Consider the following 26,087-nt stretch of genomic DNA (forward strand, 5'->3'; position numbering starts at 1 on the left):
TTCAAAACTCACCTTATCTTTCAGTACATGAAATACACGGATCTATACTGTTAAATATTACAGCCACGTCAGTCAGTTTATTACCCGGAATCATAACCCTGAGAGCCTCCCAGTTCATATAAGTAGGAACTCTCCATCTCATTCTTTCCGGTTTTTGAGAGCCGTCGGTTTTTAGATAATAAATAAGTTCACCTCTAGGGGCTTCGCTTCTTGTAACCGCTTCGCCTGCAGGAATATGAGGTCTCTTTTGAGTAACGACAGGGCCTTCAGGCAAATTAGTTATAGCAACTCTCACCAGTCTTATTGATTCTTTTACTTCTCTCCATCTTACTTTTGTTCTTGCATGAACGTCACCGTCTTCTTCAAGCATTACGTTTACTTTCAGTTCGTCATATGCCGCATACGGCGCTTTATCTCTTACATCGTTATTTACTCCGCTGCCTCTTGCAGTAGGGCCTGTAACACCGAGTCTCAAAGCGTCTTCTTTAGGAAGAACACCTACACCGACCGTTCTGGCTCTTACGATTTTATTGTTGAAATAAATATCAATAAGCTCGTCAACCTGCGGTTCGAGTTCGTCAAGTCTTCTTAAGATATATTCAATCTGTCCTTCATCCAAATCGTATTTAACACCGCTTAAAGTATTGGCGCTCATATCCATTCTGTTGCCCCAGATAGACTCTTTAATATCCTGCATAATTTCCCTGGCTTCCATTGTCTGGGTCATAAGAGAATGATGTCCCACAAGATGTGCCAGCATTGAAAGGTTAAACATATGCGATGCTATTCTTTTTACTTCGTCCGCAACGACTCTTAAATAGTTTGCTCTTTTGCTTACTTCAATCCCTGCTATTTTTTCCACAGCCATAACATATGTAAAAGGATGGTTGTTCGAACAAAGAGAGCATACCCTTTCAGTTAAAATAAGATTTTGAAAAAAGTTTTTCTGCATTGCAAGGTATTCTATACCCCTGTGAACAAAACCGTTTATCATATCTACGTTTTCAACCGTTTCACCTTTCAGGTCGATTTTAAAATATATAGGCTCTTCAAGACCGATATGAAACGGACCAATAGGAATCTTAGTTTTCATCATTATGCCTTTCACTTTCAATTTTTTCCCACATACAGCAGGTTGCCGCTCCGTTCATCGCCTGAGAAAGCGGCATATATTCGCCTAAAATCCCCTCGGCTATACTTTCGTCAAGGAACAGTCTTTTTGGATTAGGATGTCCTATTAGCTCTATTCCGAACATTTCTTTAAACTCTCTTTCAGTCCAGTTTGCGGAATCCAAAATAGGCGTAATAGAATCAACTTTATTATCAAACAGCTCTACTTCAACGTTTAAAAGCATTCCGTCTATATCTAGATGATATACAAGCACGTGATGGTCGTCTTTTTTATATGCACTGATAATTACGCATCTTCCTCCGAAATCTTTTACAAGCTGCGCAACGTGCAGTATGTCTCTTCTGTTATGAAGTTTCAGCCAAAGCTGAATGTTTCCTTTTTCATCAACCTCTTCTCTTAATTCATAATTACCGGGTTCGAGTCTTTCTTTTATTTCCGCTTTTACTTTTCTTTTTAATGTTTCTTTCATTGATGCAACCTTTCAAAAGCTTCATTTTGTCTGCACTTAGGACATAGTGTTAAAAATCTCTTAATACTGTCGTTTACCTTAGGATATGCCCTTTCAAGCAGTTCATAGCTTGGCGCCATAAAATATTCTCCGCATTTTTCACATTTTACTTCAGGCACCGTTGCTACCGTAATAAATTTAAATTTCTCCTCTTCCGTGTTTGCAGTATGAAAATCATTGCTCAGTTTTATTGCCCCGGTAGGACAGAAAAATTCGCAGTTCCCGCAGTAACAGCATGTGTTGTACCATGTCGTATGTACGTATACGTTATCGTTTTTTGTTATATGTATCGCACCGGAAGGACACACTTCCTCACATGTCCCGCAGGCGGTACAGGCTTTCGCGTCTACGCTTAATTTACCTCTTAATTTATCCGGTATAAATGTAGGCCCAAACGGATAAGGGTCTGTTGTCGGACCTTTTAATAGATTTCTTATAGCAATTTTTAAAAATCCGCTCATTTTTGACCCCTTATTCTTTGTTTCCAGATTTCAAGCGCTTTGGCGACGCCGTCAATTATAGCCTGCGGTCTGGGCGGACATCCCGGAACGTTTACGTCTACTCTTACATATTTGTCAAGCGGTCCTTCAATAGCATATGAATCTCTGAATATACCGCAGCTTGTAGGACACGTTCCCACAGCCACTACAACAAAAGGATTAGGAAGTTCATCCAAAACTTCAAGCAGATAAGGCTTGCTTCTGGCTGTAATTGGACCGGTAACAAGTAAAATATCAGCATGTTTAGGGCTTCCTGTATATCTGCATCCAAGTCTTTCAACGTCATACCTAGGAATCATAGCCGTTGTGGCCAGTTCCACGTCACATCCGTTACAGCTCCCTGTATTTATTCTGAATAAAAAGGGACTTCTGGTTATAATACTCATATTAATCCTTTAACAGAAAGAATTACTAAAACAAGTGATGTAAATGCCAACACAACAGGCACTTTAATTAAAAATTTAAATTCCTGGTCCGCTCTGAAAGATGCCAAAGAGGCATGTGCCAACGCTATAAATCCGACAAGGAAAAGCGTTTTAACAACAAACCATAATAAATTAATAACGACATCTCCCCCTATTACGCTCGGGAAAAAGAATATCTGAAACACTATGCTTAAAACAACGATTTTTAACGCATCGGTAATTTCAAAAAGAGCAAGAGGAGCTCCGCTGTATTCGATTAAATAACCTTCCATAATATCAGCATGGTTATGGTGCGCAACTTCAAAAGGAGGCACTTCTAAAGTAGCCAGAACAAATATTAAAAACGCAATAAACGCAGGCCAAAGTTTCCAGTCAAAAAGGAAGTAGCCGTGCTGCATCTGGTAATCCATTATTTTTTTAAGAGAAAATTCACCGCTTCCGTGTCCGACATATATTGCCAATGTAAGACCTATAATAATAAATACAAACTCGTAAACAAGCATAAGTTTCAGCTCCCTACTTACACTGATAGCCGCATAAGGAGAGCTTGACGCACCACCTCCCAGAATATGGGAAATAGCCGGAAGCGCCATAAAGTAAATAAGTATGATTAAATCGTAATCACCCTTTACGCCTTCGTATACACCGGGAACCGGTAAAAAGTAAACAAGAACAAGCATTCCCGAAAATCCGAAAAGCGGCGCAAATTTAAATACAAAATCCTTTGCGTCTTTAGGTATAAGCGTTTCTTTATTTAACAGTTTTATAATATCGATTATATTCTGATAAAAAACCGGACCTACGCGTCCTTGGAACCTTGCAACCAAAATTCTTTCTATACTGATAAGTATAAGACCTAAAAACACCGCAAAAAGCCCTCCCGGAAAGACAAAAAAGTTTATTAAATTAGCGTTCAACGTAACCTCCTTTTAAACCGAATATTCTTTTGGTTACTCTAACAATAGAAGAGATAAGCACTATTAACGGCTCGTAATAGTTTTGTGAATGCAGATGAATTTCGCTTTCGCTCAAATCTCTGACTCCGGAGAGGAATATATGCGTATTTCTTTCTTTTCTGCCAAAATACATAATTAACGATCCGCCTATAATAATGGCTATTATCAGATAAACTGACAGGTCTGCCATATTTAGCGTATCGGCTCCGATACTTACAGAAGCCAAAGTATATGAAATTGGATTAAATCCGAATCCTTCAAGAACCATGTTTATAGGTTTAAGCATTATTGAAGGGAAAATACCTAAAAGAATATTTAAAACAGCGAGTATTCCCATAGGAACCGCCATATACAAATCGACCCTGCTGACGTTCATAAATCTTTTTTCAACTTTACCGAAATAAGCCGAATGCAGGAATTTAACAAACACAAGCAAAATCATAATACTTCCGAGAAGCGTCATGACGGCCAGGAATACATACCCTTTTTGTAAAAGAGCGTGATAAATCATCCATTTTGAAACGAAACCGCTGTATAAAGGCACACCGGCTGTTGAAAACACAGCTACAAGGAACGTCAAAAACGTAATAGGCATTTTTCTTGCAAGCCCGCCGATTTCGTCAAGGTTGTCAATTCCGGTTTTATAGAAAATCGCTCCCGCACTTAAGAAAAGCAGATCTTTAAAGAACATATGGTTTACAAGATGTAAAAGTCCTCCCGCCAAACCGTCGTTAGTCAGAAGAGACACACCGGCTATGATATATCCTATCTCGGCAACCGTTAAGAAAATAAGAAGTCTTTTCATAGAGTTAGTAAGCAGTCCGAAAGCCGCTCCCATCAAGATAGTAACAACACCCACAGTTGCGGCTATATGCCCGATAACACCAATACTTGCGAGTCTTATTGCAACAGCTCCAGCAATTATGAAATAAAACATCTTAACAAGCATAAAAGGACCTGTTTTTAACATTGTGGAAGAAATATATCCGCTTATCGGAGTCGGTGCCGGTTTAGGGTGCATTTGATAATCTATTCTTATCGGAAGCTGTGCCGCTTTGGCAAGGAATCCGATTGTAAGCAGACTGATGGCAAATATAACCTCATGTGTTAAAGGAATTGTTTTAAATACCAGACAGCTGTTTCCATATTTTAATATTACAGACAGTCCTATCATAAGTATTCCCGCACCGGCAAAATTATATACGAGATATTTGCTGGCTTCCCTTATCGAATAATCGTCTTCTTCATGCACAAGTGCGATATACAGAGCCCATCCGCCCATAATTTCCCAGAAAAAGAACATATTATAAATGTTTTTAGCCAGCGCCACTCCTAAAATCCCTACTATCATAACCATAAAATTAGCAAAGAATCTGTTTGGTTTATGAGAGTGGTCCATATACTGTATTGCATAAGTAAAATTAAGTACGGCCATAAACAGTACTAGCCCGGCAAAAAACACACCGAAACTGAATTTATGAGTGAAAATTTCAAGAAGCGCTATAAACGAAAAACTTGCCGCCAATATACCTGCGTTTTTACTTGTTTTACCGAAGAAAAACACCACAATAGCGCCCAATGTCATAATTATTACGCTTAAAGGCAGATTTAACACGAAATCAGGAGTGTTTACGTTTAACGCCAGAGTCTGATGAATAGCCGAATTGATGAAACTTAACACTTCTTTCGGAAACACACCTAAAAGAAAAGACACGAACGCCAGTAAATAGACAACCCAGAGTTTAAGTCCCCCTACTTTTTTAAATTCTCTGACAGGGTTTAATAAAAAGATAAATCTGAACACCCTGAGCATACCTATAAACCCGATAACCGCACCTATAATCAATCCAAACGCAACAAGATAATTGTCGCTTTGCATACTTGCGTTTATCATTAAAAATTTAGAGTTGAAATTCCCAAAAGGAGGAAAAGCGCTTATTGCAAAAACGCCTACACCGAGAGGAAACGCCAAAAGAGGCATTTTTTTACCGATACCTTTTAAATCGTCAAGGTTTCTGCTGCCTGCGCTCATAATTAAAAGACCGGCGCTTAAAAACAACAGGTCTTTTACCACCGCATGGTTGATTATATGATAAAGAGCGCCGCTGAGAGCAAGAGAGCTCATCAGTCCCAGCACAGTAACTATTTCACCGATTTGACCGATTGTGGAATACGCAAACAGTCTTTTAATGTCTTTTTCAAAAAGAGTTTTAATTTCACCGTAAAAAAGAGTCACAAGACCGATACCTATTAACAAATAAGAAAAAATCTGTGAATTGAAGTTAAATACGTATATTAATGTAATAATTCCAAAAATACCCGCTTTTGTTAAAATACCTGAAAGAGGCGCGGAAATACTGCTTGGAGCTTCCGGATGCGCTGCCGGCAGCCATTTATGAAGAGGCACAATACCGGCTTTTACACCGAAACCTAGAAGCATAAGTATTCCGATATTTAAAGAAACGGCGGAAACGTCAGTAAAATACTCCATACCGTTCGCATAAAAATCAGAAAATGCAAGCTGCAACAGATATGCACCGCCGATACACATTACAAAATATATTTTTGCAGCACTAATCGCCGCATCTTCCCTGCTGTGCATAATTAAAAGATATGAAGAAATCGTCATAAGCTCCCAGAAAAGATAAAAACTTTCAAAACTGTCGCTAAGAGCAACTTCTATTAAAGCAATTGAAAGTATGGCTAAAGCCGAATAATAGAATTTTTTATGTTTTTGTATATAATCGAAAGAATATAAAAATACAATAAATGCAATAAAAGCGAATATTAATGCAAAAATACCTCTAATTCCGCTGAAATCAAACCCGAAACTCAAAGTAAACGGTTTAATGTTTCCGAATAATTTAGGTATGATCAAATAAACCTGAGGCAGTACAAACACCGCAATACCCGCTAATGTAAAAATACCTACAGGCAGCAGATTTGTGATTTTTGCAGTTTTTTCACCTTTTTTAAATACAATAGTTTCAAAAAGGGACATTAAATAAACTGCCTGAACGATATTGATTACAACAATCATATACCCAAGCTCAAACATCCCCGCACTTGAAAAAGCATTTAGAATTAACTGTTTAGAAGTAATTAAAGACACTCCCAAACTGCCGAATATTGCAAAACCGAACACTACACCGCTCCAGCCGAATCCTACACCGGCAAGATCGCTTAATTTTTCGCTTTTTGCAAAAGCAAAAAATTCAAACAGCATCAAAAACGCCAAAATTCTGAACACCGTCTGATATTCAATATGCAGTACCGCAGCGCTTAATGCGCTGTTTGAAATAATTGCGACTCCCAGATAAAACAGCTCAGCAATACTTGCAACAACAAACGACTTTTTAACATTTTCTTTGTTTGTTAAAGCAAATATTTTGAGTGCGAGAATCACAAGGAGAAATAAAAACACAATACTTTCCACTCTCACTCCTTTAAAATGATTAATCATTCATATTTTAAAACGAATTTAAATGAAAATTAAGAGAATGTGCAGATATAATTAAATTTAATGAATGAGTGTTTATTTTTTACACATAAAAAGACAAAAAAAGTTTTTTTATCCATTGACTGCAGTCAATGAAGCAAAAAACGTGCTATAATAAAATTATAAGTAAAAACCAAAGGCTTAACATGTCTTTTAAAAACCTCTCTATATCCAAAAAAATCCACTACCCTCTAATAGCTGCTATTATAATCGGTATCGTCATTATGATAATAATCAGTTATAACTCCACGCAGAATATTAAAAAAGAAATTTTCCATAACACAAAAGAAGATTTAATAAGTCTTTTTAAGCTTAAAATGGAAGCAAAAAAAGATGTCGGAATCACAAACGCAATCTCAATAGCTCAGAATACCGCCGTAATAGAAGCTTTAAAAACAGGCGACAGGAAAATAGCTTTAAAAGCACTTAAAAAATTAACAGAAGAATATAAAAAATATACAAAATTCAAAAATATAAAAATACATATACACACATCCGATCTGCATTCTTTTTTGAGGGTATGGAAACCGAATAAATACGGAGACGACTTAAGCGGATTCAGAAAAACAATCGTCTGGGTAAAAGAACATAAAAAACCTCTGGTTGCCATTGAATTAGGAAGAGCCGGACTGGTGTTAAGAGGCCTTTCACCGGTTTTTGACGATAACAGATATATTGGAAGCGTTGAATTTATGCAGGGCTTAAATTCAATTGCCAAAGATTTAAAAAAACAGCATATATACACTTTAATTATATTTAATAAAAAATATCTAAACATAGCCAAATTTTTAAAAAGCGCTCCTGAAATTATGAACAATTATGTAATGGCTTTGAAAAAAAGCGCTTATGACGAGTCGTTTTACAACGACCTTAAAAACAAAACGCTTCAAAAAATCATAAAAACAGACAAATATTACTGCGTTTCCATTCCGATCAATGATTTCAGCGGAAACACAGTAGCATACGCAATTCTCGGTAAACCCTTAAATTTAATACAGGGCGCAATAAAAACCAGCGAAAAAAGTTTAATTTACCAGCTTGTGGCAATGCTTATAATCGACATATTGATTGTAGTTATTTTAATGATTATAATTTCAAAAAGCGTTGCGAAACCTATTAAAGAATTAAACGAAAGAGTTGAAGATCTCGCACAGGGCGAAGGTGATCTTACAAAAAGAATAAAAATAGATTCGAACGATGAAATAGGAACCGTGTCTTCAAATATAAATAAATTTTTAGAAAAACTTCAAAATATTATTAATTCGTTAAAAGATCTGATTTCACAGACAGTATCTATTACAAAACAGACAGACAGCGTTACGAAAAAAGTTAAAAATTCCATTGAACAGCAGACCAAGCTTCTAAACGACGCAAAATCTTTCACCGGCAATATCGAAGAAGATATAGAAACAACAAGACAGAGTGTTTTAAAAACATCGGAAGACATCAAAAACACCCAAAAAGTACTTGAAGACCTTGCTCAATCTCTGCAGGAAATAGTCTCAAGCATTCAAAACAATTCCAGCCAGGAGCTTGAAATTTCCAATAAAGTAACAATGCTTGCCGATCAGTCAAACCAGATAAAAGAAATCATTACAATAATTAAAGAAATAGCGGATCAGACAAATCTTCTCGCTCTAAACGCCGCAATAGAAGCTGCTAGAGCCGGAGAACACGGAAGAGGTTTTGCCGTAGTAGCGGATGAAGTAAGAAAATTGGCTGAGAGAACCCAAAAGAGTCTCAGCGAAATAGACAGTGCTATAGGCATTATTGTACAGGGGATTATGGAAACACAAAATGAAATACAGAACAACGCTCAAGACTCCGAAAAGCTTTCAAATATAGCCAGCAGCTTGATAGAAAAATCAAATAACGGTATGGAAAAACTTAACACGACAATCAGCATATCGGAAAAAGCAAAAGAAGAAACAGAAAAAATCTATGCGTCTATAAAAGAAATGGTCAAAATTATTGACAATCTGAATAAAGAGGCCTTAACAAGCGAAGAAGCAGTTGCAGAATTAAATCAGATCGTTAACAGACTTGATCTAATTACTAAAAATCTTTTAAAAGAAGTAAATAACTTTAAATCTTAATCCTTTTTCGGGATTTCTTCTATTATTTCCACATCTATAATGTCAGAATCGTCATTGTAATAATGAGTTCCGTGATAAACGGTGTTGCTTTTTAAGAATTTTTTTGCAAACCATTTAGCAAACGGTTCAAACATTAAAAGCAGCCCGACCATATCACTGAAAACACCAGGAATAAAAAGTAAAATCGCACCGATAAGCTTAAAAAGCCCTATTGAAATAAATTCTTCTTCGCTGATTTCCCTGCGCATAACACGCTGCATACTCTCATACATAGAAAAATTAAGGGTTCTGATGATAGTAATACCGGCAACCGCAGTTACAAGAACTTCCAAAAAAAGCCCGAAAGGCGTAAAAACTTTTGCAAATTCATAAGAAAAAAGTATCTCCAAAAAAAGATACACCAAAAAATATATTAGTCCCATAGATCACCTCTTCATTAATATCAAATCAAGCTTTTTAAAACCTAATTTTTCATAATAATCTTTCATCTCCTCTAAACAATAAAGCTCAAACCCTGCAACATTTCTTAATTTCGGATGATTAAAAACCTCATTTAATAAAATTTTACTTACACCCTCTCCTCTATAATTTTTATCGACAATGACGTCAAAAATCAATGCTTTATAAACTAAATCACTTAAAACCCGGCAAAATGCTATTAGCTTATCATCTTTAACTATACCGAAAACAAAAGTGGTGTTTTGAAGCATTTTTATAACGTCATCCTTGCTTCTTTTATCACTCCACCACTCGTTTTTGTAAAGAGCCATCAAATCATCAATATAATCATACACATCAAAGATGATTTTCAATTCTCAATTCTCCATTCTCAATTATTAATTATCTCCATCACTTTCTCAAGCGCCATCTCTTTTTCAACCTCGAACTTCTCGCCCGTGCGTCTATTTCTTACTTCCACTTTACCGTCTTTAAGTTTTTTTCCGACAATAACACATACAGGGAATCCCACAAGCTCAAAATCCGCAATTTTAGGCCCGAATCTCTCTGCTCTGTCGTCAAGTATCGTTTTAACTCCAGCACTTGTCAGTTTATCATACAAATCTTCAGCAAAAATTAACTGCTCGTCCTTTTTAACATCCCCTACTATTATATCAACCACAAAAGGAGCAATCTGTTTAGGCCAGATAATCCCTTTGTCGTCATGGTTTTGCTCTATTGCGGCGGAAATCAGTCTGCTGACGCCTATTCCGTAACATCCCATAATAAACGGCTTGGCTTTACCGTTTTCATCCAAAAACGTTGCGTTCATAGGCTCACTGTAAACGGTTCCGAGTTTAAAAATATGCCCTACTTCAATTCCTTTTGTTATTTTCAAAGGAGCTCCGCATTTTGGACATTTATCCCCTTCTTTTACAGCGGCTATATCCCTGTATACAGTGAGGTTTCCAAGCAGATTCGCATCTAAAAGACCCGCACCTTTGATGTGATAGTCTTTTTTATTCGCACCGCATACAAGCTCTTCGGCCATTCTTAAATCATCGTCGATTATATATTTTACACTGCTTGGAAGCCCGAACGGTCCGATAAACCCTGGTACAAGCCCTACAGCTTCAAGTTCTTCCTCGCTTGCGTCCACAAGTTCAAGCGCACCTACAGCATTTGTAGCTTTGGTTTCTTCAAGCGTATCGGTTCCTCTTACGAAAAACACAACTATTTCGCTTTTCCCGTCATCATATATAGCTTTTTTAACAACCGCTTTTATACTGAAATACGAATCAACACCTATAAAATTACACACATCTTCAATAGATTTCATATCAGGAGTATGTACCTCTTCAATTACTTCCGTTTTTACAGGGTTTTCTCTTTTTTCATGTTTTCTTGTAGCCACTTCTATGTTTGCCGCATAGTCACACTCGCTGCATACTACGATGTCATCTTCACCCGTTTCCGCAAGTACCATAAATTCTTTAGATCCGCTTCCGCCTATTGCTCCGCTGTCTGCCCATACGGCTCTAAAGTCAAGTCCCAGTTTAGTGAAAATATTTTTATACGTCTCTTCCATTAAATTAAATTCCCTGTCAAGGTCTTCCTCAGTAGCATGAAACGAATATGCGTCTTTCATTATAAATTCACGTCCCCTGAGAAGTCCGAATCTCGGTCTTGCCTCATCCCTGAATTTAAGATTTATCTGATAAAGGTTAACAGGCAGTTGTTTATAACTTTTAACAGTTCCTCTAACGAGATCAACCACACTCTCCTCGTTTGTAGGAGCTAATACAAAACTTTGGTCTTTTCTGTCTTTAATTCTTAGTAATTCTTTTCCGTATTTTTTAGCCCTTCCGGTCTCTTCCCAAAGTTCGTTAGGTGTCACGAATGTAAGCATTACTTCCTGTGCACCTGAAGCGTCCATCTCTCTTTTTATGATATCCCTGATATTATCAAGCACCATTTTTCCAAGAGGCGCAAAATCATATATTCCCGCGGCCACCTGCTTGATATACCCGCCTCTTACCAGGTACTTGTGGCTTGCAACCACGGCGTCTTTCGGTGCTTCTTTTTGTGTATAGGCAAAAAATCTACTCCATCTCATTAAATCTCCTTAAATCATTTGTAAAATTTTACCGAATTAAACAAACATATATTATACTTCAATCCCTATTCCCTTGTATTTTTCAACAAATGCGGAAATTTTTTCAAAAACTCTCTGTTTTTTTCCAAGATAATCAGGATTAAGAGGACTCATTTTAGGAAGAATTTCATTCAACTCAGTCCCCATATCACTGGCATATCCTCTTTTTAAAGAGATTTGAATGTATCTTTTTGCATTTTCCTCTTTTAGCTTTTCACTCTCAATAAGTTCTTTGGCTTCTTCTTTTAGTTTTTTTCTTGCAAACTCATAAAATTCTTTAATTATTGTTGTTTTATCTTTAAATTCGTCTATATTTCTGCTGTTTATAAATTCTACAATCAAAGATTCTTTCGCTCTGTTTTCAAGGCTTGAACGAATTATACTTCTTATTTCATTAATCAAAATCTCTTTTGAGTCGCTTGAGCGGTTTTTTTCAAGTATCAGTTCAAGTATATAATCAAGATTAATCTCCTGTGATTTAAGAAGTTCAACTTCAAATACGACATCTTCCCAGTTTATTTGTGATTTTTCTTCATTTTCACTTTGTCTTTCTCTTCTAACCCATTCCCTTATATCGTTATATACGGATTTGTAGTCCTGTACAAGTCTCACGGGTGGCATAATTTTCGCAATTTCTTTTAATTCTTCAAACGTTTCATCATCTAAGAAGTTGCTTTCTTTAATTTTTTCAAGTTCTTTTTCATCCGTAATATTTTTTATTTCTGATACAAGTGTAAATTCATCGAAGTTTTGTAAAATATTTTCAAGTTTTAAATATTCGCCGAAAAGTTTAACAAACTCTTTTTTTTCACTCTCTTTTTCAATTTCATCCGGGTTTGGAAATTTCTCTTTAAGCTCATTTACCACTTCTTTGTAACCTCTTTTTGCCTCACCGCTTAAAATATCTTTAAATCCTTCCATATATTCTTTAAAGTTTTTTTCAAGAATTATGTTTTTCGTATTGCTCTGCCCAAAAAGTTTTATAGCTTCTATTGTAGCTTTTTCAAGGTCTCTGAATGTTACGATGTTTCCAAAACTTTTTGTGGCGTCATATATTCTGTTCGTTCTTGAGTATGCCTGAATCAGTCCGTGGTATCTTAAGTTCTTATCCACAAAAAGCGTATTTAATCGCGGGGCGTCAAAGCCCGTAAGAAACATTCCCACCACTATCAGTAAATCGACTTCACCATTTTTAACTCTTTTTGAAACATCTCTGTAGTAATTTTGAAAACCTTTTGAATCGAGTGAAAAACTTGTCTTAAACATTTCATTATAATCTCTAATAGCCTTTTCCAAAAACTCTTTTGCTGTAGAGTTAAGAGCATTCGGTTCAAAATTTTCTTCTTCTATCTCCCCAAGCGCGTTTTGCTCTTCATTTTGGGCATAAGAAAAAATAGTGGCGATTTTTAATTTATGCGGGGCGTCCTTTTGAAGCCTCCCAAAAGTTTCATAATAAAGCTTTGCCGCATCAACACTGCTAACGGCAAACATCGCATTAAAGCCTTTTGAATTTATAGTAAGCCTGTGTGTTTTTCTTGCAAAATTTTCAAGAATATATTTTGTAATCTCTTCAATTCTTTTAGGATGCAAAAAAGCCTGTTTTGTTTCATAGGCGGAGAGTTTTTCAATATCAATCTCTTTTTCGAAATGTTTAAATTCAGGTCTTACATCGTTATAATCCACTTTGAATTTAAGCACTTTTTCATCTCTTATAGCGTCAGTAATTACATATGAGTGAAGCTCCGTTCCGAATACTGAAGCGGTCGTTTGAGAGCCTATAGCGTTTTCGGGAAAAATAGGAGTACCGGTAAATCCGAACTGATAATATTTTTTAAATCTTTTTTTGAGATTTTTCTGAGCTTCGCCGAACTGACTTCTATGTGCTTCGTCAAATATAAAAACCACATGTTCGTTGTAAATATCAAGGTCTTTTTCAGTTTTTAGGAGATTATTTAGTTTTTGAATCGTGGTAACGATTATTTTATTATCGTTTTTTTCTATGTTTCTTTTAAGTCCGGCAGTGCTGTCGCTGCCGTTTACGCTGTGAGGAGAAAATCTTTGATACTCTTTCATAGTCTGATAATCAAGATCTTTCCTGTCAACAACAAAAAAGACTTTTTTTACGAAATCAAGCTCGGTTGCAAGCCTTGCGGTTTTAAAACTTGTAAGTGTTTTACCGCTTCCCGTGGTATGCCATATATATCCGCCGCCTTCAAGGCTGCTCCATTTTTTAGAATTATATGCACTTTTTATTTTCCAGATAATCCTTTCAGTCGCCGCTATCTGATAAGGTCTCATAATAAGAAGGGTATTTGTCACATCAAAGACGCTATATTTTATAAGCACGCTTAAAAGTGTGTTTTTTTCAAAAAAAGTAGCGGTAAAATCTTTTAAATCTTTTATTGGCTTATTATCCGCCCTTGCCCAGTTCATCGTAAAATCAAAGCTGTTTTTATCTCTTTTGGTGGTATTCGCAAAATATCTCGTATCCGTTCCGTTTGAAATTACGAAAATCTGAATATATTTAAATAGCGAATGCTCTTTATTAAAGCTCTCTTTTGAGTACCTGTGAATCTGATTAAAGGCTTCTTTTAAAGCCACTCCTCTTTTTTTCAGCTCCACATGCACCATCGGAAGACCGTTAATCAAAATCGTTACGTCATATCTGTTTTTTGCTTCTTCAAACTGCCTTATAACTTCAAGGGAGTTTCTTAATATGTTTTTTTTATCAAGTAGGTAAATGTTTTGAATATGTCCGTCGTCAAATACAAAATCATAAACGTAATCTTCATGCACTTTTCTTGTCTTCTCTATTCTCCCCTCACCCGGCTTGTCAAGATACTCTTCCAAAAACCTCTGCCACTCTTCATCAGTGAATTTTACCGAATTTAATTTTTCTATCTTTTCCCTTGCGTTTTTTAGCAAATCATCGTGATTTTTTATATCTTTTCTAAACACATACCCCTGATTTGCTAAATCCTTAATAAAAGACATTTCAAGATCATATTCACTCTGATACATATCGTTTACCTGCGGTATTTTTTCGTATTTGTCCAAAACAATAAAGTTTTTCGTTTCGGCTATCGGGTTTGTTTCGTAACTCATTGTTATTCTCCCTCCACTTTAAACTTATAAATTTCTATTATATCTTCAAGCAAACGTTTAAGTACTCTTTTATCTCCATCTCTTAATTCAGCAACTTCATCCATAGAATGCTTTGAATGACTATAAAGATTAATAATTCTATTATAGTACGCATCGGTATCGCCTTCGATAGGTTCTAAAAGTCTTTTCCAACTTCCATATCCTAAAAAAGTTGATAGTTTTTCTAAAATTTGTCTAAGCAAATTAAAATGATATTTTTTTATTTTATCAGCTTCAATTGCTTTTTTTAATTCTTTTAAAATATAAAGATGATATGAAAAAGGAGAATCATTATTTTGTTTTTTTAATTCATATAACCCATCTTCATTTTTTTCTAACCTATATTTTTGGAACTCCTTTTTTTTACCTTTATAATTTCTACCTCTATTATTAAATTCATTTGCTAAAATATTATAAAATAACGCATTATGGGTAGTAATAATAAATTTCAAATCAGATTCGCTCGACTTTATTAACTCCGCTAAGTCCACAGCTAGCTCAATCAAATGATTTTCATCCAATGATGAAACAGGGTCATCAATAAAAATGTATTCTAAATCATCAAATTCATTTGTTTCCCTCTCTTCCTTTTCAGGAATATTTAAAACTGAAATTATTTCATCAAATAAGCTATAAAACACACACCAAATTAAGTTACTCTCTTCCCCTTTTGAAATCTTTATATTTTCTATAGATTCATCATTACCTTTTGTATATGAAAAAGTTATATTTGAATAATCTTCATTAAATTTAGGGCTTAATTTTTCACTCGTATATTTTTGGAATTTATTAATTATTTCTCTTTCTTTACCCTGATCTTTTAATATCCAGTCCGTAAAGCCGTTTGTCTGTATATTTAATTTAGGTTCTAAGTTATTTTCCAAATCATTATCCCAAGAAAATAAATCTTCAGTATATGCATTATAATAAATCATTTTACTTTTTGATTGTTCATCATCTGATAATAATTTCTTAAACTCCATTGAAAGTCTTGTCTTTCCTGTACCATTAAATGCAAAAATCAACTGAACCTTTTTGCTACTATTTTTTAATTCTTGTGCAATTTTATTTAATGTATTCCCCATTTTTCATCCCTTTTACAAAAAGTCTAAAAGAACATTCCTGTAATATTCATACTGCTTTTGCCTAAGCTCTATCTCTTTTGGAAGACCTTCGGTTATTGAATTGGTGAGAGTGTCGAATTTATCAAGTGTTTCTACTATTTCTTTTTGTTTTTCGATTGAAGGGATTGGAATTTTAAACTTTTCAAACATAGGCTTACGTAAAGACGTAACAGAAGCATGAACGGAAGTTTTTATAATATAATCATAAAAATTATTAACAAAAAAGTAAAATAAAAACTTTGATAATAAAATATTTTCATCTTTTACTACAATACGATAAGCTCTTTGATGTAAAGCATATTTACCATTAATAAAATGAAAAACTTTCCCAACTCCAACACCATCACCAGCCGTTATAATTGCAGTTTCATCAAACTCATAATGATCTATTTTTCTTGGTGTCTGAGAACGTACAAAAAATGGATATTTCCCATCTTCTGTAGCTTCGTTAGTATTACGACTACCTGTTCCAATAATGGCTATTTTCCCCAACTCCTTCCACTCAACTTCATCCCCGAATGTTAAAAGTTTTTCACGGTAATATTCATACTGTTTTTTTCTCAAAGACAGCTCTGCTGTAAGCTCTGCTGTAAGCTCTGTGAAATTGTCAAGCACGCTGACAATTTCACGCTGAACATCGATAGGGGGAATAGGAATATCCATATCAAGGATAGATGCCATATTAGGATGTTTTATACCTGAACCTCTGTAAAATGAACTTATTAAATTTATTTTGCTCCATAAATAATAATATAAGTATTTGTTATTTAAATAATTTGTATCATTTGATGTCGCAATACGATTATCGCCAGTAACAAATTTTCCTTTGTAATATTGAATAATTGGGTTTCCACCCCACGGAATAGCAACAATTTCACCTTCATGAATATAATCTCCTGCTAACTCTTCTGTAGTCCAATAATCTGTTTTACTCGTTGTAAGTAATTTAACATTTCCATTTTTTACTATTAATTTTTTTAGGTCATTAGCAAGAAGATATTTATATTTAATTGTCTTTGGTTGTTTAAATTTTTCAACATTATTGAACTTTTTATCCCAAATTGTCACTTCCCATATTTTTTTCCACTCAACTTTTCTACCGTTCAATAACTTTTCAATGTATTTATGCATTTTCGATTTCCTCTATAACTGCATCGATTTCTTTTCTTAATCTGTCTATTTTTGAAACGGTCCGTTTTATCTCTTCATTTACCTTTTTGATATCTATTTTTTTTCTTGTGTCTCTCGGCTCCACATACGCACTGACTGATAGGTTGTAATCATTTGATTCAATTTCATCGGTATCCGCCATTTTGCAGATATGCCTGATATCTTCTTTTTTGGCAAAAATTTCAATGATTTTATCTATATGATGAGGTTCTAAAACGTTGTTGTTTGTCTGCTGGGTATAAAAATCTTTTGAAGATGCGTCAATAAACTGTATTTTCGTGTCCGTTTTGTTTTTAGAAAGAATCAAAATATTTACGGCTATTGTTGTACCGTAAAATAGATTCGGAGGGAGTGCAATTATGGTTTCTATATAATTATTTTCCACAAGGTATTTTCTGATTTTTTTCTCTGCTCCGCCTCTGTAAAATATACCCGGAAACGTAACAATTGCAGCCCTTCCTCTTGGTGAGAGGTAGTTTAGAGAATGAAGTATAAAAGCAAAATCGGCTTTTGATTTTGGAGGTAGTACGCCTGCGGGCGCGAATCTTTCGTCGTTTATCAGTGTCGGATCATCGCTTCCTACCCATTTGATAGAGTACGGGGGATTCGAAACAATCGCATCAAAAGGCTTTTCGTCCAAAAAAGCCGGGTTTGTTAAAGTATCCCCGTGATATATCGAAAATTTATCGTAATTTATATTATGCAAAAACATATTCATTCTTGCAAGGTTATAAGTCGTGTGGTTAATCTCCTGTCCGAAAAAACCTTCCTGGATTATGTGCTCGTCAAACTGCTTTTTTGCCTGTAAAAGCAAAGATCCCGAACCGCAGGCCGGGTCGTAGATTTTATTGACTTCTTTTTGATTATATAGAGCCAGTCTTGATATTAGCTTTGAAACACTCTGAGGAGTAAAAAACTCCCCTCCGCTTTTTCCGGCATTTGCCGCATATTTTGAAATTAAAAATTCATAAGCATCGCCGAAAAGATCTATTTTGCTATCTTCAAAATCTCCGAAATCAAGTCCCGCCACTCCCTGAAGAACGGCTGTGAGTCGTCTGTTTTTCTCCGCCACCGTTTTACCGAGACGGTTGCTTGTGGTGTCAAAATCTGCAAAAAGCCCTTTTATATCATCTTCGCTCGGATATCCATTTGCAGAATTTTCAATATCTGCAAATATTTTTGCAAGATCGGTATTTAAATTCGGGTTATTCGGAGCATTTTTAACTACATTGCAAAAAAGCTGGCTCGGATAAATAAAATAACCTTTTGATTTAATCGCATCGTCTTTTATCTCGGGAGTTATAACATCATCAGGAAGTGAAGCATAATCTATATCCTCATCTCCCGCCATATATTTCGCAAAATTTTCACTTATAAACCTGTAAAAAAGAGTCCCCAAAACATACTGCTTAAAATCCCAGCCGTCAACCGAACCTCTGACATCATTTGCTATTTTCCATATTTGATTGTGAAGTTTTGCCCTTTGATCCTGTTCACTCATCTATTCTCCCAAATTTTTAATAAATTATATCAAACCTACCGTAAAATTAAGCTAAAATATTAAAAATGCAAAGGCTTAGTATGAAAAAACTGAATGAACTTTATCATAAAGATAAACCAAGGGAAAAGCTCACACAAAAAGGGGTCGGAGCACTACAAAACGACGAACTTATAGCAATATTAATAGGCTCCGGTATAAAAGGAAAAGACGTAAGAAAACTCTCAAAAGAGATAGAAGATATCATTAATAAAACTTTCCCGAATTTAACCTTTGAAAAACTCTCTTCAATAAAAGGACTCGGCAGCGCAAAAACAGCAATAATTTTAGCCGCTGTGGAACTTGGCAGAAGATATCATACAAAAAGCAATAAAAAAATAAACGACGCAAATGACGCTTATGAATTATTAAAAGAATATGCCGACAAAAAACAGGAGTATTTTCTGTCTATTACACTTGACGGGGCTATGAATGTAATAGATAAAAGAATAATCTTCATAGGAACACTAAATCAAAGCATCATTCATCCAAGAGAAGTTTTTGCAGACGCCATAGCTGACAGGGCAAATTCCATAATCATAGCCCACAATCACCCAAGCGGAGAGCTGACTCCCAGTAACGCAGACATTGAAATAACAAAAAGACTTCAAGAAGTCGGTAAACTTATAGGAATTGAACTTCTGGATCATTTAATAATAACAAAAGAAGGGTTTTACAGTTTTTCTCAAGAAGGTATGCTTATATAATCAAATCTCCTTTACGTATTCGCTCTTTTTACTTTTAGGAACCGTTTTGGTTTCGGGCAGTTTTAAAACTTCATATTTTTTTATTCCGCTTAAGTAGTGGATTTCTATCGTATCTCCCACTTTTACATCTTTTGCGCTCTTTGCTTTTTTACCGTTTATAAAAACAACTCCTTCTTTGCACATTTCATCGGCAATTGAGCGTCTTTTAACGATATTTACCGCATTTAAAAACTTGTCTATTCTCAAAACGTCCCTTTTTTTGTCAAATTATACAATATTTTATAAATTGAGAATTGAGAATTGATAATGGAGAATTAATTTTTAGTATAATTTGAAAAAAATTAAAGGAATTCAATGAAGGTAGTATTGGCATACAGTGGAGGACTTGATACAAGTATCATTCTTAAATGGCTTCAGGACACTTACGATGCGGAAGTTGTAACATTTACGGCTGACATCGGACAAGGTGAGGAAGTAGAAGAAGCTAGGGAAAAAGCAATAAAACTCGGTGTAAAACCTGAAAATATTTTTATCGAAGATTTAAGAGAAGAATTTGTTAGAGATTACGTATTTCCAATGTTTAGGGCAAATGCGATTTATGAAGGTGAATATCTGCTTGGAACTTCAATCGCAAGACCTCTTATTTCAAAAAGACAGATCGAAATCGCTAAACAGGTAGGAGCTGAAGCCGTAGCGCACGGTGCGACAGGAAAAGGAAACGACCAGGTAAGATTCGAGCTTGGATATTATGCATTAAAGCCTGATATCAAAGTAATCGCGCCTTGGAGAGAATGGGATCTAAATTCAAGGGAAAAACTTCTTGCATATGCGGAAAAACACGGTATTCCGATTAACAGACACGGTAAAAAATCTCCTTATTCAATGGATGCGAACCTTCTTCATATTTCATATGAAGGCGGAATTTTGGAAGATCCGTGGGCGGAACCTGAAGAAGATATGTGGAGATGGACGGTATCACCTGAAAAAGCTCCTAACAAGCCTGAATATATCGAAATCGATTTTGAAAAAGGCGACGCGGTTGCAATTAACGGTGCGAGAATGACTCCTGCACAGATACTTGAAACACTGAACGAATACGGTAAAAAACACGGTATCGGAAGACTTGATATAGTTGAAAACAGATTTGTAGGAATGAAAAGCAGAGGTTGTTATGAAACTCCGGGAGGAACTATCCTTCTAAAAGCACACAGAGCAATTGAAAGCATTACACTTGATAAAGGCGAAGCACACCTTAAAGACGAAATCATGCCTAAATACGCAGAACTTATTTACAACGGATTCTGGTTTTCACCTGAAAGGGAAGCTCTTCAAAAACTGATCGACCAGACTCAGGAAAACTGTGAAGGGACTGTAAGACTCAAACTTTACAAAGGAAACGTAACGGTTGTGGGAAGAAAATCACCAAAATCACTTTTCAGTCCTGAATTCGCCACATTTGAAGAAGATAGCGTATATAATCAAAAAGACGCTGAAGGGTTTATTAAACTAAACGCTTTAAGATTCATTATCGAAGGGTACGTAAGAGGTAAAAAATAAGTCTCTTTACTCCTTTTCCTTTATTTCAACCAAATAAGTGTCTGTCACTATATAAACAAAAAACATAAATTTATTAATTTCTTTTAATATCGGAAGGAAAGTTTATCCTTCCGTATGAGCTAAATGTGCTTCTATAAGATATTTAATGTCATCGGTCATTACATAAACGTTTTCATATCCCAGTATATCTAAAAGACCTTTTATTCTGCTGGCAAAAAAAGCTTTTCTGCAAGCTACAATAATCGGCTGTGTTTTATCATCAGGCAATATATCTATATAATCCGCAAATTCCGGGTAAGGAGTATAATACGCATTGACTATTCCGGCTTCTTCGGCATTTTGAGGATCCACTAAATGCGGAAGCGTAACATCAAGTAAAACGGCTCCTACTTCTTTTAATAATTCTCTTGTTTTATGCAAATCAATATTTGCAAGTGCTTCTTTTTCTTTATTAAAATTTAACGCCTCTTTAAATCTTCCGACCACTTCATTTTCAAACTGTGTAAGTTTTGCCATTTCAGCCTCCTTTTTTTATATTATAACTCTAAACGGCTGAAAAAAGCAAATATGCTATTTTACTTCTTTAAGCAATTCTTGAACTTCTTCATCGCTTAATTGATGAAAATCGTCATACCATTTGCCTACGCTCATAAACATATTAGGTGTTTCTAAAATCTCCAAATGATGAGACACACTCTGCAGCATATTCAAAACCTGCTCGTCATTTGGCGCAACCGGTGCTGCAATAATGATGTTATTAGGCATATCTCTTACTATACTCTGTGCGGCGAGATACATACTGGCTCCCGTAGCAATACCGTCATCTACCAAAATAACGTCTTTACCTTCCAGTAATACAGGCTCTTTTTTATATTTATCTCTTAACCTTGCCATTTCCTGAATTTTTTCTATACCTTTTTCCCTGAGATAATCTTCATCAACTCCAAATTTTGAAACCAAAGCTTCATTTACAAACATAATTCCGTTTTCACTTACGCTGCCTATAGCCAGTTCTTCGTTACCAGGTGCAGGGATTTTTTTTACGAAAAGCAGATCCAAAGGCGCATTAAGTTCTTTTGCTATTTCTACTCCTACAGGGACTCCTCCTCTTGGAAGAGCGACTACCACAGGATCTTTGATTTTACCCTCTTCCTGAAGTTTTTTAAGCCTCTTAGCAAGAATTTTTCCGGCACTTTTTCTATTTTCATACATTTATGTCCTTTTTTTATTTAATTATATCAAATTGGCACTTTTTTCTGATATAATTTTAGATTATATTAACTTATAAGTTAAGCTTAAGGAGAGGAAAATGAAAGATTTTATTTTAAAAATGACGGCCTCTAAATGGAACTATTATTTAAGTCTATGTGTGGATTTTTTAACGGCAGTCGTTTTTTTAGGATTGAGTATATATTACTCAACGGACATATGGGCGAGCATCGCGCTTTTTATAGTGGGAGTAATATTTTTCACATTCCTAGAATACGCCGTTCATGCATGGCTTTTTCATAAAAACCACCCTTTTAAAGTATTCATAGAAGGACATGCGCATCATCACCAAAACCCGTTTAGTTATGACGCTATGCCGTTTTTTATGAGTGCGGTAATTGCTTCGTTTTTTGCATGGCTTTTCCATTTCTTCATGCCTAGCAGCGATGCATTCGCAATAGTCGGAGGTATGGCTTTAGGCTATTTTAACTACGGAATCATGCATCATATTATGCACAGACGCGAATTTACAAGCCACTACTGGAGATATATGCAGGAGTTTCATTTCGTTCACCACAAAAAACCGCTTTTGAACCACGGTATTACAACAGATATCTGGGACAGAGTATTCGGTACATATTACCAATGGAATGAAGAAGATTTAAAAGGTATCGAAAAACTTAAAAGAGTAAAGAAAAAATCTTCTTAATTTCCTCTTCATAGCTTTTTTCCCCTTTTTCTATTTCATCCATCGATGCTTCAAGCGCAGCAGTAAATTTTTCATCTACAAATTCCTGATATTCGCTTTCAAAAATTTCTTTTATTACCCTAAAGCCAAGTCTGGTAGAAAAAATATAACCTTTTTTTTCTGTTATATATTTTCTTTCCAGAAGTTTTTCTATTATAACGGCATAAGTAGAAGGTCTTCCTATTCCTTTCGTTTTCATTTCTTCAATTATTTCTGCATAAGTATAAGGTTTTACTTTCGGTTTGTTTAAAAGCGTTTTGTCAATTTCCTTTTCACCTTCAGTAAATTTCACTGTTTTAATAGGATAAACAAGATTGAAACCGTCTTCGAGAATTTGAGTTATAAACTCTTTTTGCTGAGTGACAATTAAAAATGTTTCTTTTAAAACAGTTGTTTCTTTCATTTGTGAAGCGATAAATTTCCTGAATATAAGATCATACAGTTTTAAATGTCTGTCTGAAAGCTCAATTCCTTTTTGAAGAATAAAAACTCTCAGATCATTCATATCCATTGACGCTGTCGTTCTTATGGCTTCATGAGCTCCGATATTTTCAAAACTTCTGGGCTTAAAAAACTCTATTCCGAAATTATCCGATATATAGCTTTTTGCTATCGATATTCCAAGATCAGAAATTCTGTGAGAATCTGTTCTGTGATATGTTATAAATCCTTTTTCAAAAAGATCCTGTGCAAGTCTCATAGTGGTCTGAGGTGAAAACTTCAATTTTTGCGAAGCTTCTTTCAACAAAGAAGAAGTGTTAAACGGTCTTTCAAACAGTTTGTCTTTTTGCGACGATATTTTTTTAATTTCTATTTTTTCTCCTAAAGAAATCAGAAACTTTTCCGCTTCTTCTTTTTTGTCAAAATCAAAATCTATGTTTATATTATCAACAGTTATTCTTACGGTAAAAAATTTTTCTTTAAGCTCTTCCGTTCTGTCGCATATCCATTTTAACACCGGAGTCTGAACCCTTCCTGCGGATAAACGGCTGTTTTTAAGCAGTTTTTGTAAATAAAGCGAAATTTTAAAACCTATCCATCTGTCTGCTATTCTTCTTAAAAGCTGGGCTTTTACAAAATTTAAGTTTATATTTCTTGGATTATTTAAAGTTTTGTAAAAAGCCGTTTTGGTTATTTCGTGAAATTCCATTCTTTTTATGTTTTTATTATACGGTTTGTTACTAAGCGTCAAATCCAGAGCTATCTTTTCCCCTTCTCTGTCAGGATCGGTTGCGACATATATCTCTGCAGCTTCAAAAGAAGTTATTCTAAATGCTTTTAAAATCTCTTCTTTATTTTCTATAATTTCATATATAGGGACAAAATCTTTAACACCCCATACTCCTTCGTCTTTAACCAAATCAAAATCGTGCCCTATGCTTGCAGCTATAAGCAAAACCCTGTTTTCCAGCAAAACTTCGTATACTGCGGTATTATTTATTATCCTTTTTGAAGGATTGCCGAAAAACCCGCTTATTGTTTTGGCTTTTGTAGGCGATTCAACTATCACAAAAGCAGTGTTAAAAGCTGTTTTAAAGTTCTCTTTTCTGCTTTCGTCCACTTCATTTATTAACTGTTTTAGATTAACATTTTTAATATTTTTAAACTCTATATTTCCAAACCATTTTAGTTTTTTCTGAAGAGAATAAAACGCTTTTTGGCTGTCAATAAGTACCAGACTGAACCCTTTAGTCAAATGTCCTTTATAAAACCTGCTGCTTCTGCCGCTGGCCTGAATATACCCTGTAACATCGGCTATTATTATTTTTTCTCCGTCAAAATTAATTTCTTTAGAGTTTTTTATCAAACTGTCGTATTTTTGTATAAGTCCCCTTAACTGTTCAGTTATTTTGGCTATTTTTTCTTCTGCAGATCCTGAAGGTTTAATTATAAACACATACCTTTTCAGATATTCAAGCGCATATTTTATTTTTTCCAAATCTACATCTGATATTCCGCTCTCAGCCAATACAGAAAGCAATTCAATCATTATAAAATATAAAGCCCTGTAATTTGTCTCGCTTAAATCAAACACCATCTTAGGCACACCTGTAAATAAAGTATATCTTATGTGTTCCGGCAGATCCAGACCTCTGGCCAGAGGATTCCTGTAACTGGCAAATCCTGCAAAACAGCATCTGCCCTCTTTAAACTCTTCCAAATGTTCTTCAAATTCTTCATATGAATATACTTTTATATCATGCTCCTGCAGGTATTTTATATAATCATTAAGTTTTTCTTTTGTTTCGCTTCCCGGCAAAAACACCAAACCGCCTCTGCCAAGTTTTTTTATCCATTTTGCAGATTTTTCCCATGAACATTCTTCTTCGTACAAATCCTCGATATTTCTTAAATTAAAAGAAGGTCTGCTTATTTCAAATCCGAGAAGATATTTAAACAGAAGAACTCTTTTTGATTTTGGATTAGCCGTGGCCGATGATACGATAAGGTTTCCGTAAATGCTTTTTTTATTTAATTTTTTAATTTCATCGTATTTTTTTTCTTTTATTAATGCAAGTGTTTTTTCCAATGTTTTTTCATCAAAGCCTAACAAAAGCAGTATGTCGTTAATTTTTTTTCCGCTTTTTAAAATAGAATCCACATCGTCTACAAATATCAAATTAAATTTTTTATTTATAATAGCTCTGTTTTTATACATAAACTGCGTAGTAGTTACCAGTATATCGTATTCGCCTTTTTTAATTTTTTCTTTTTCTTCTTTTTTACCGGTATATGCTAGTGCGTTTATTCCCCATTCTTTATATTTATTTAAAGCCTGTTTAACCAGCAGTTTAGTTGGGAACATTATGTATGATTTATTAACAAACGCGCTTAAAAGCAGTCCGAATGTTGTTTTGCCTATTCCTGTAGGCGCCAGCAGAACAAAAGAACTGCCTAGAAAAAATCTTTTTGCCCACATCCGCTGAATAGGATTTAATATATTGCCTGTTTTATTTTTAAAAAACAGCTCAAATTCTTTAAATTCAAGCCTTGCTTTACAAAAAAGCTCATAATTTTTCATAATATCACAGTTTTCAATGTCAGCTATATTGTCGGTTTGTAAATCTTGCATACATTTGTCGCAAAAAACTCCCGCCTCAAGATTATATGACGAAATATCCCCTCCGCATCTCGGACAGCTTTTTTTATAAATCATATTTATCATTTTTATCCTTTTTTTG

20 protein-coding genes and 1 pseudogene are annotated in these 26,087 nt (G+C 34.9%); 4 read left to right on the forward strand and 17 right to left on the reverse strand.

Annotated elements, in window-relative coordinates; genetic code table 11:
- Nucleotides 1-13: 13 nt before the first annotated feature.
- From C3L23_RS05375 to C3L23_RS05400, 6 genes are read right to left on the reverse strand one after another with little or no spacing between them, the layout of a single operon-like run.
- Nucleotides 14-1,093: a nickel-dependent hydrogenase large subunit gene (locus tag C3L23_RS05375; RefSeq protein ID WP_127680598.1), complete on the reverse strand. Its 1,080-nt coding sequence runs from the start codon at nt 1,091-1,093 to the stop codon at nt 14-16.
- Nucleotides 1,083-1,601, reverse strand: coding sequence for an NADH-quinone oxidoreductase subunit C (locus tag C3L23_RS05380; RefSeq protein WP_127680600.1), 519 nt, complete (start codon nt 1,599-1,601; stop codon nt 1,083-1,085). Before C3L23_RS05380 ends, C3L23_RS05375 begins: the two co-directional genes overlap by 11 nt.
- On the reverse strand, nt 1,598-2,101 hold the full coding sequence (locus tag C3L23_RS05385) for a 4Fe-4S binding protein (protein WP_127680602.1): 504 nt from the start codon (nt 2,099-2,101) through the stop codon (nt 1,598-1,600). Before C3L23_RS05385 ends, C3L23_RS05380 begins: the two co-directional genes overlap by 4 nt.
- Nucleotides 2,098-2,526 carry an NADH-quinone oxidoreductase subunit B family protein gene (locus C3L23_RS05390; protein WP_127680604.1) on the reverse strand — a complete coding sequence of 143 codons (429 nt, stop codon included), beginning with the start codon at nt 2,524-2,526 and terminating at the stop codon, nt 2,098-2,100. The genes C3L23_RS05385 and C3L23_RS05390 overlap by 4 nt, the downstream gene beginning before the upstream one ends.
- The gene (locus tag C3L23_RS05395; protein ID WP_127680606.1) at nt 2,523-3,482 is read right to left on the reverse strand and encodes a respiratory chain complex I subunit 1 family protein; all 960 of its coding nucleotides are present in this window, start codon (nt 3,480-3,482) and stop codon (nt 2,523-2,525) included. The genes C3L23_RS05390 and C3L23_RS05395 overlap by 4 nt, the downstream gene beginning before the upstream one ends.
- The gene (locus C3L23_RS05400; RefSeq protein ID WP_168175713.1) at nt 3,472-6,957 is read right to left on the reverse strand and encodes a complex I subunit 5 family protein; all 3,486 of its coding nucleotides are present in this window, start codon (nt 6,955-6,957) and stop codon (nt 3,472-3,474) included. The genes C3L23_RS05395 and C3L23_RS05400 overlap by 11 nt, the downstream gene beginning before the upstream one ends.
- Before the next feature lie 413 nt (nt 6,958-7,370).
- On the opposite strand from C3L23_RS05400, the pseudogene C3L23_RS05405 reads away from it, so the two are divergent.
- Nucleotides 7,371-8,810: pseudogene (locus C3L23_RS05405) on the forward strand (methyl-accepting chemotaxis protein); the annotation flags it as partial.
- A gap of 302 nt (nt 8,811-9,112) precedes the next feature.
- On the opposite strand, the gene C3L23_RS05410 reads toward C3L23_RS05405, so the two are convergent.
- The 7 genes from C3L23_RS05410 to C3L23_RS05440 are packed head-to-tail and all read right to left on the reverse strand — an operon-like array spanning nt 9,113 to nt 18,648.
- On the reverse strand, nt 9,113-9,538 hold the full coding sequence (locus tag C3L23_RS05410) for an FxsA family protein (protein ID WP_127680612.1): 426 nt from the start codon (nt 9,536-9,538) through the stop codon (nt 9,113-9,115).
- A gap of 3 nt (nt 9,539-9,541) precedes the next feature.
- Nucleotides 9,542-9,928, reverse strand: a complete 387-nt coding sequence (locus C3L23_RS05415) for a GNAT family N-acetyltransferase (protein WP_210402402.1) — start codon at nt 9,926-9,928, stop codon at nt 9,542-9,544.
- Between the two features lie 17 nt (nt 9,929-9,945).
- The gene (locus C3L23_RS05420) at nt 9,946-11,670 is read right to left on the reverse strand and encodes a proline--tRNA ligase (RefSeq protein ID WP_127680614.1); all 1,725 of its coding nucleotides are present in this window, start codon (nt 11,668-11,670) and stop codon (nt 9,946-9,948) included.
- Nucleotides 11,671-11,721: 51 nt separating this feature from the next.
- Entirely contained in the window at nt 11,722-14,814 is a 3,093-nt protein-coding gene (locus C3L23_RS05425; RefSeq protein WP_127680616.1) for a type I restriction endonuclease subunit R, read from the reverse strand.
- Nucleotides 14,815-14,816: 2 nt separating this feature from the next.
- Nucleotides 14,817-15,938, reverse strand: a complete 1,122-nt coding sequence (locus C3L23_RS05430) for an AAA family ATPase (RefSeq protein WP_127680618.1) — start codon at nt 15,936-15,938, stop codon at nt 14,817-14,819.
- A gap of 12 nt (nt 15,939-15,950) precedes the next feature.
- Entirely contained in the window at nt 15,951-17,108 is a 1,158-nt protein-coding gene (locus C3L23_RS05435) for a restriction endonuclease subunit S (RefSeq protein WP_127680620.1), read from the reverse strand.
- Nucleotides 17,101-18,648 carry a type I restriction-modification system subunit M gene (locus C3L23_RS05440; RefSeq protein ID WP_127680622.1) on the reverse strand — a complete coding sequence of 516 codons (1,548 nt, stop codon included), beginning with the start codon at nt 18,646-18,648 and terminating at the stop codon, nt 17,101-17,103. Before C3L23_RS05440 ends, C3L23_RS05435 begins: the two co-directional genes overlap by 8 nt.
- Before the next feature lie 80 nt (nt 18,649-18,728).
- Here C3L23_RS05440 and radC point away from each other — a divergent pair, with 80 nt between their 5' ends.
- Nucleotides 18,729-19,391, forward strand: a complete 663-nt coding sequence (radC, locus tag C3L23_RS05445) for a DNA repair protein RadC (RefSeq protein ID WP_127680624.1) — start codon at nt 18,729-18,731, stop codon at nt 19,389-19,391.
- On the opposite strand, the gene C3L23_RS05450 is transcribed toward radC, so the two are convergent.
- Nucleotides 19,392-19,637, reverse strand: coding sequence for an RNA-binding S4 domain-containing protein (locus C3L23_RS05450; protein WP_127680626.1), 246 nt, complete (start codon nt 19,635-19,637; stop codon nt 19,392-19,394).
- 108 nt (nt 19,638-19,745) lie between these two features.
- Between C3L23_RS05450 and C3L23_RS05455 the strand changes: the two genes are divergently transcribed.
- Nucleotides 19,746-20,948, forward strand: a complete 1,203-nt coding sequence (locus C3L23_RS05455; protein ID WP_127680628.1) for an argininosuccinate synthase — start codon at nt 19,746-19,748, stop codon at nt 20,946-20,948.
- Between the two features lie 102 nt (nt 20,949-21,050).
- Here the strand turns inward: C3L23_RS05455 and C3L23_RS05460 are convergent, their stop codons facing one another.
- Together C3L23_RS05460 and C3L23_RS05465 are read right to left on the reverse strand one after the other, a co-directional pair.
- Entirely contained in the window at nt 21,051-21,464 is a 414-nt protein-coding gene (locus C3L23_RS05460; RefSeq protein WP_127680630.1) for a rhodanese-like domain-containing protein, read from the reverse strand.
- 54 nt (nt 21,465-21,518) lie between these two features.
- Nucleotides 21,519-22,160 carry a phosphoribosyltransferase gene (locus tag C3L23_RS05465; protein ID WP_127680632.1) on the reverse strand — a complete coding sequence of 214 codons (642 nt, stop codon included), beginning with the start codon at nt 22,158-22,160 and terminating at the stop codon, nt 21,519-21,521.
- A 97-nt stretch (nt 22,161-22,257) separates the two neighbouring features.
- Between C3L23_RS05465 and C3L23_RS05470 the strand changes: the two genes are divergently transcribed.
- Complete coding sequence (locus C3L23_RS05470) at nt 22,258-22,866, forward strand: sterol desaturase family protein (protein WP_127680634.1); 609 nt, start codon at nt 22,258-22,260, stop codon at nt 22,864-22,866.
- Here the strand turns inward: C3L23_RS05470 and rgy are convergent.
- A complete protein-coding gene (gene rgy, locus C3L23_RS05475) occupies nt 22,838-26,071 on the reverse strand; it encodes a reverse gyrase (protein ID WP_127680636.1) in 3,234 nt (1,077 codons plus the stop codon). The genes C3L23_RS05470 and rgy overlap by 29 nt on opposite strands.
- Between the last annotated feature and the right edge of the window lie 16 nt (nt 26,072-26,087).

Origin of the sequence: Nautilia sp. PV-1 (assembly GCF_004006315.1) — a bacterium.
Classification (GTDB): domain Bacteria; phylum Campylobacterota; class Campylobacteria; order Campylobacterales; family Nautiliaceae; genus Nautilia; species Nautilia profundicola_A.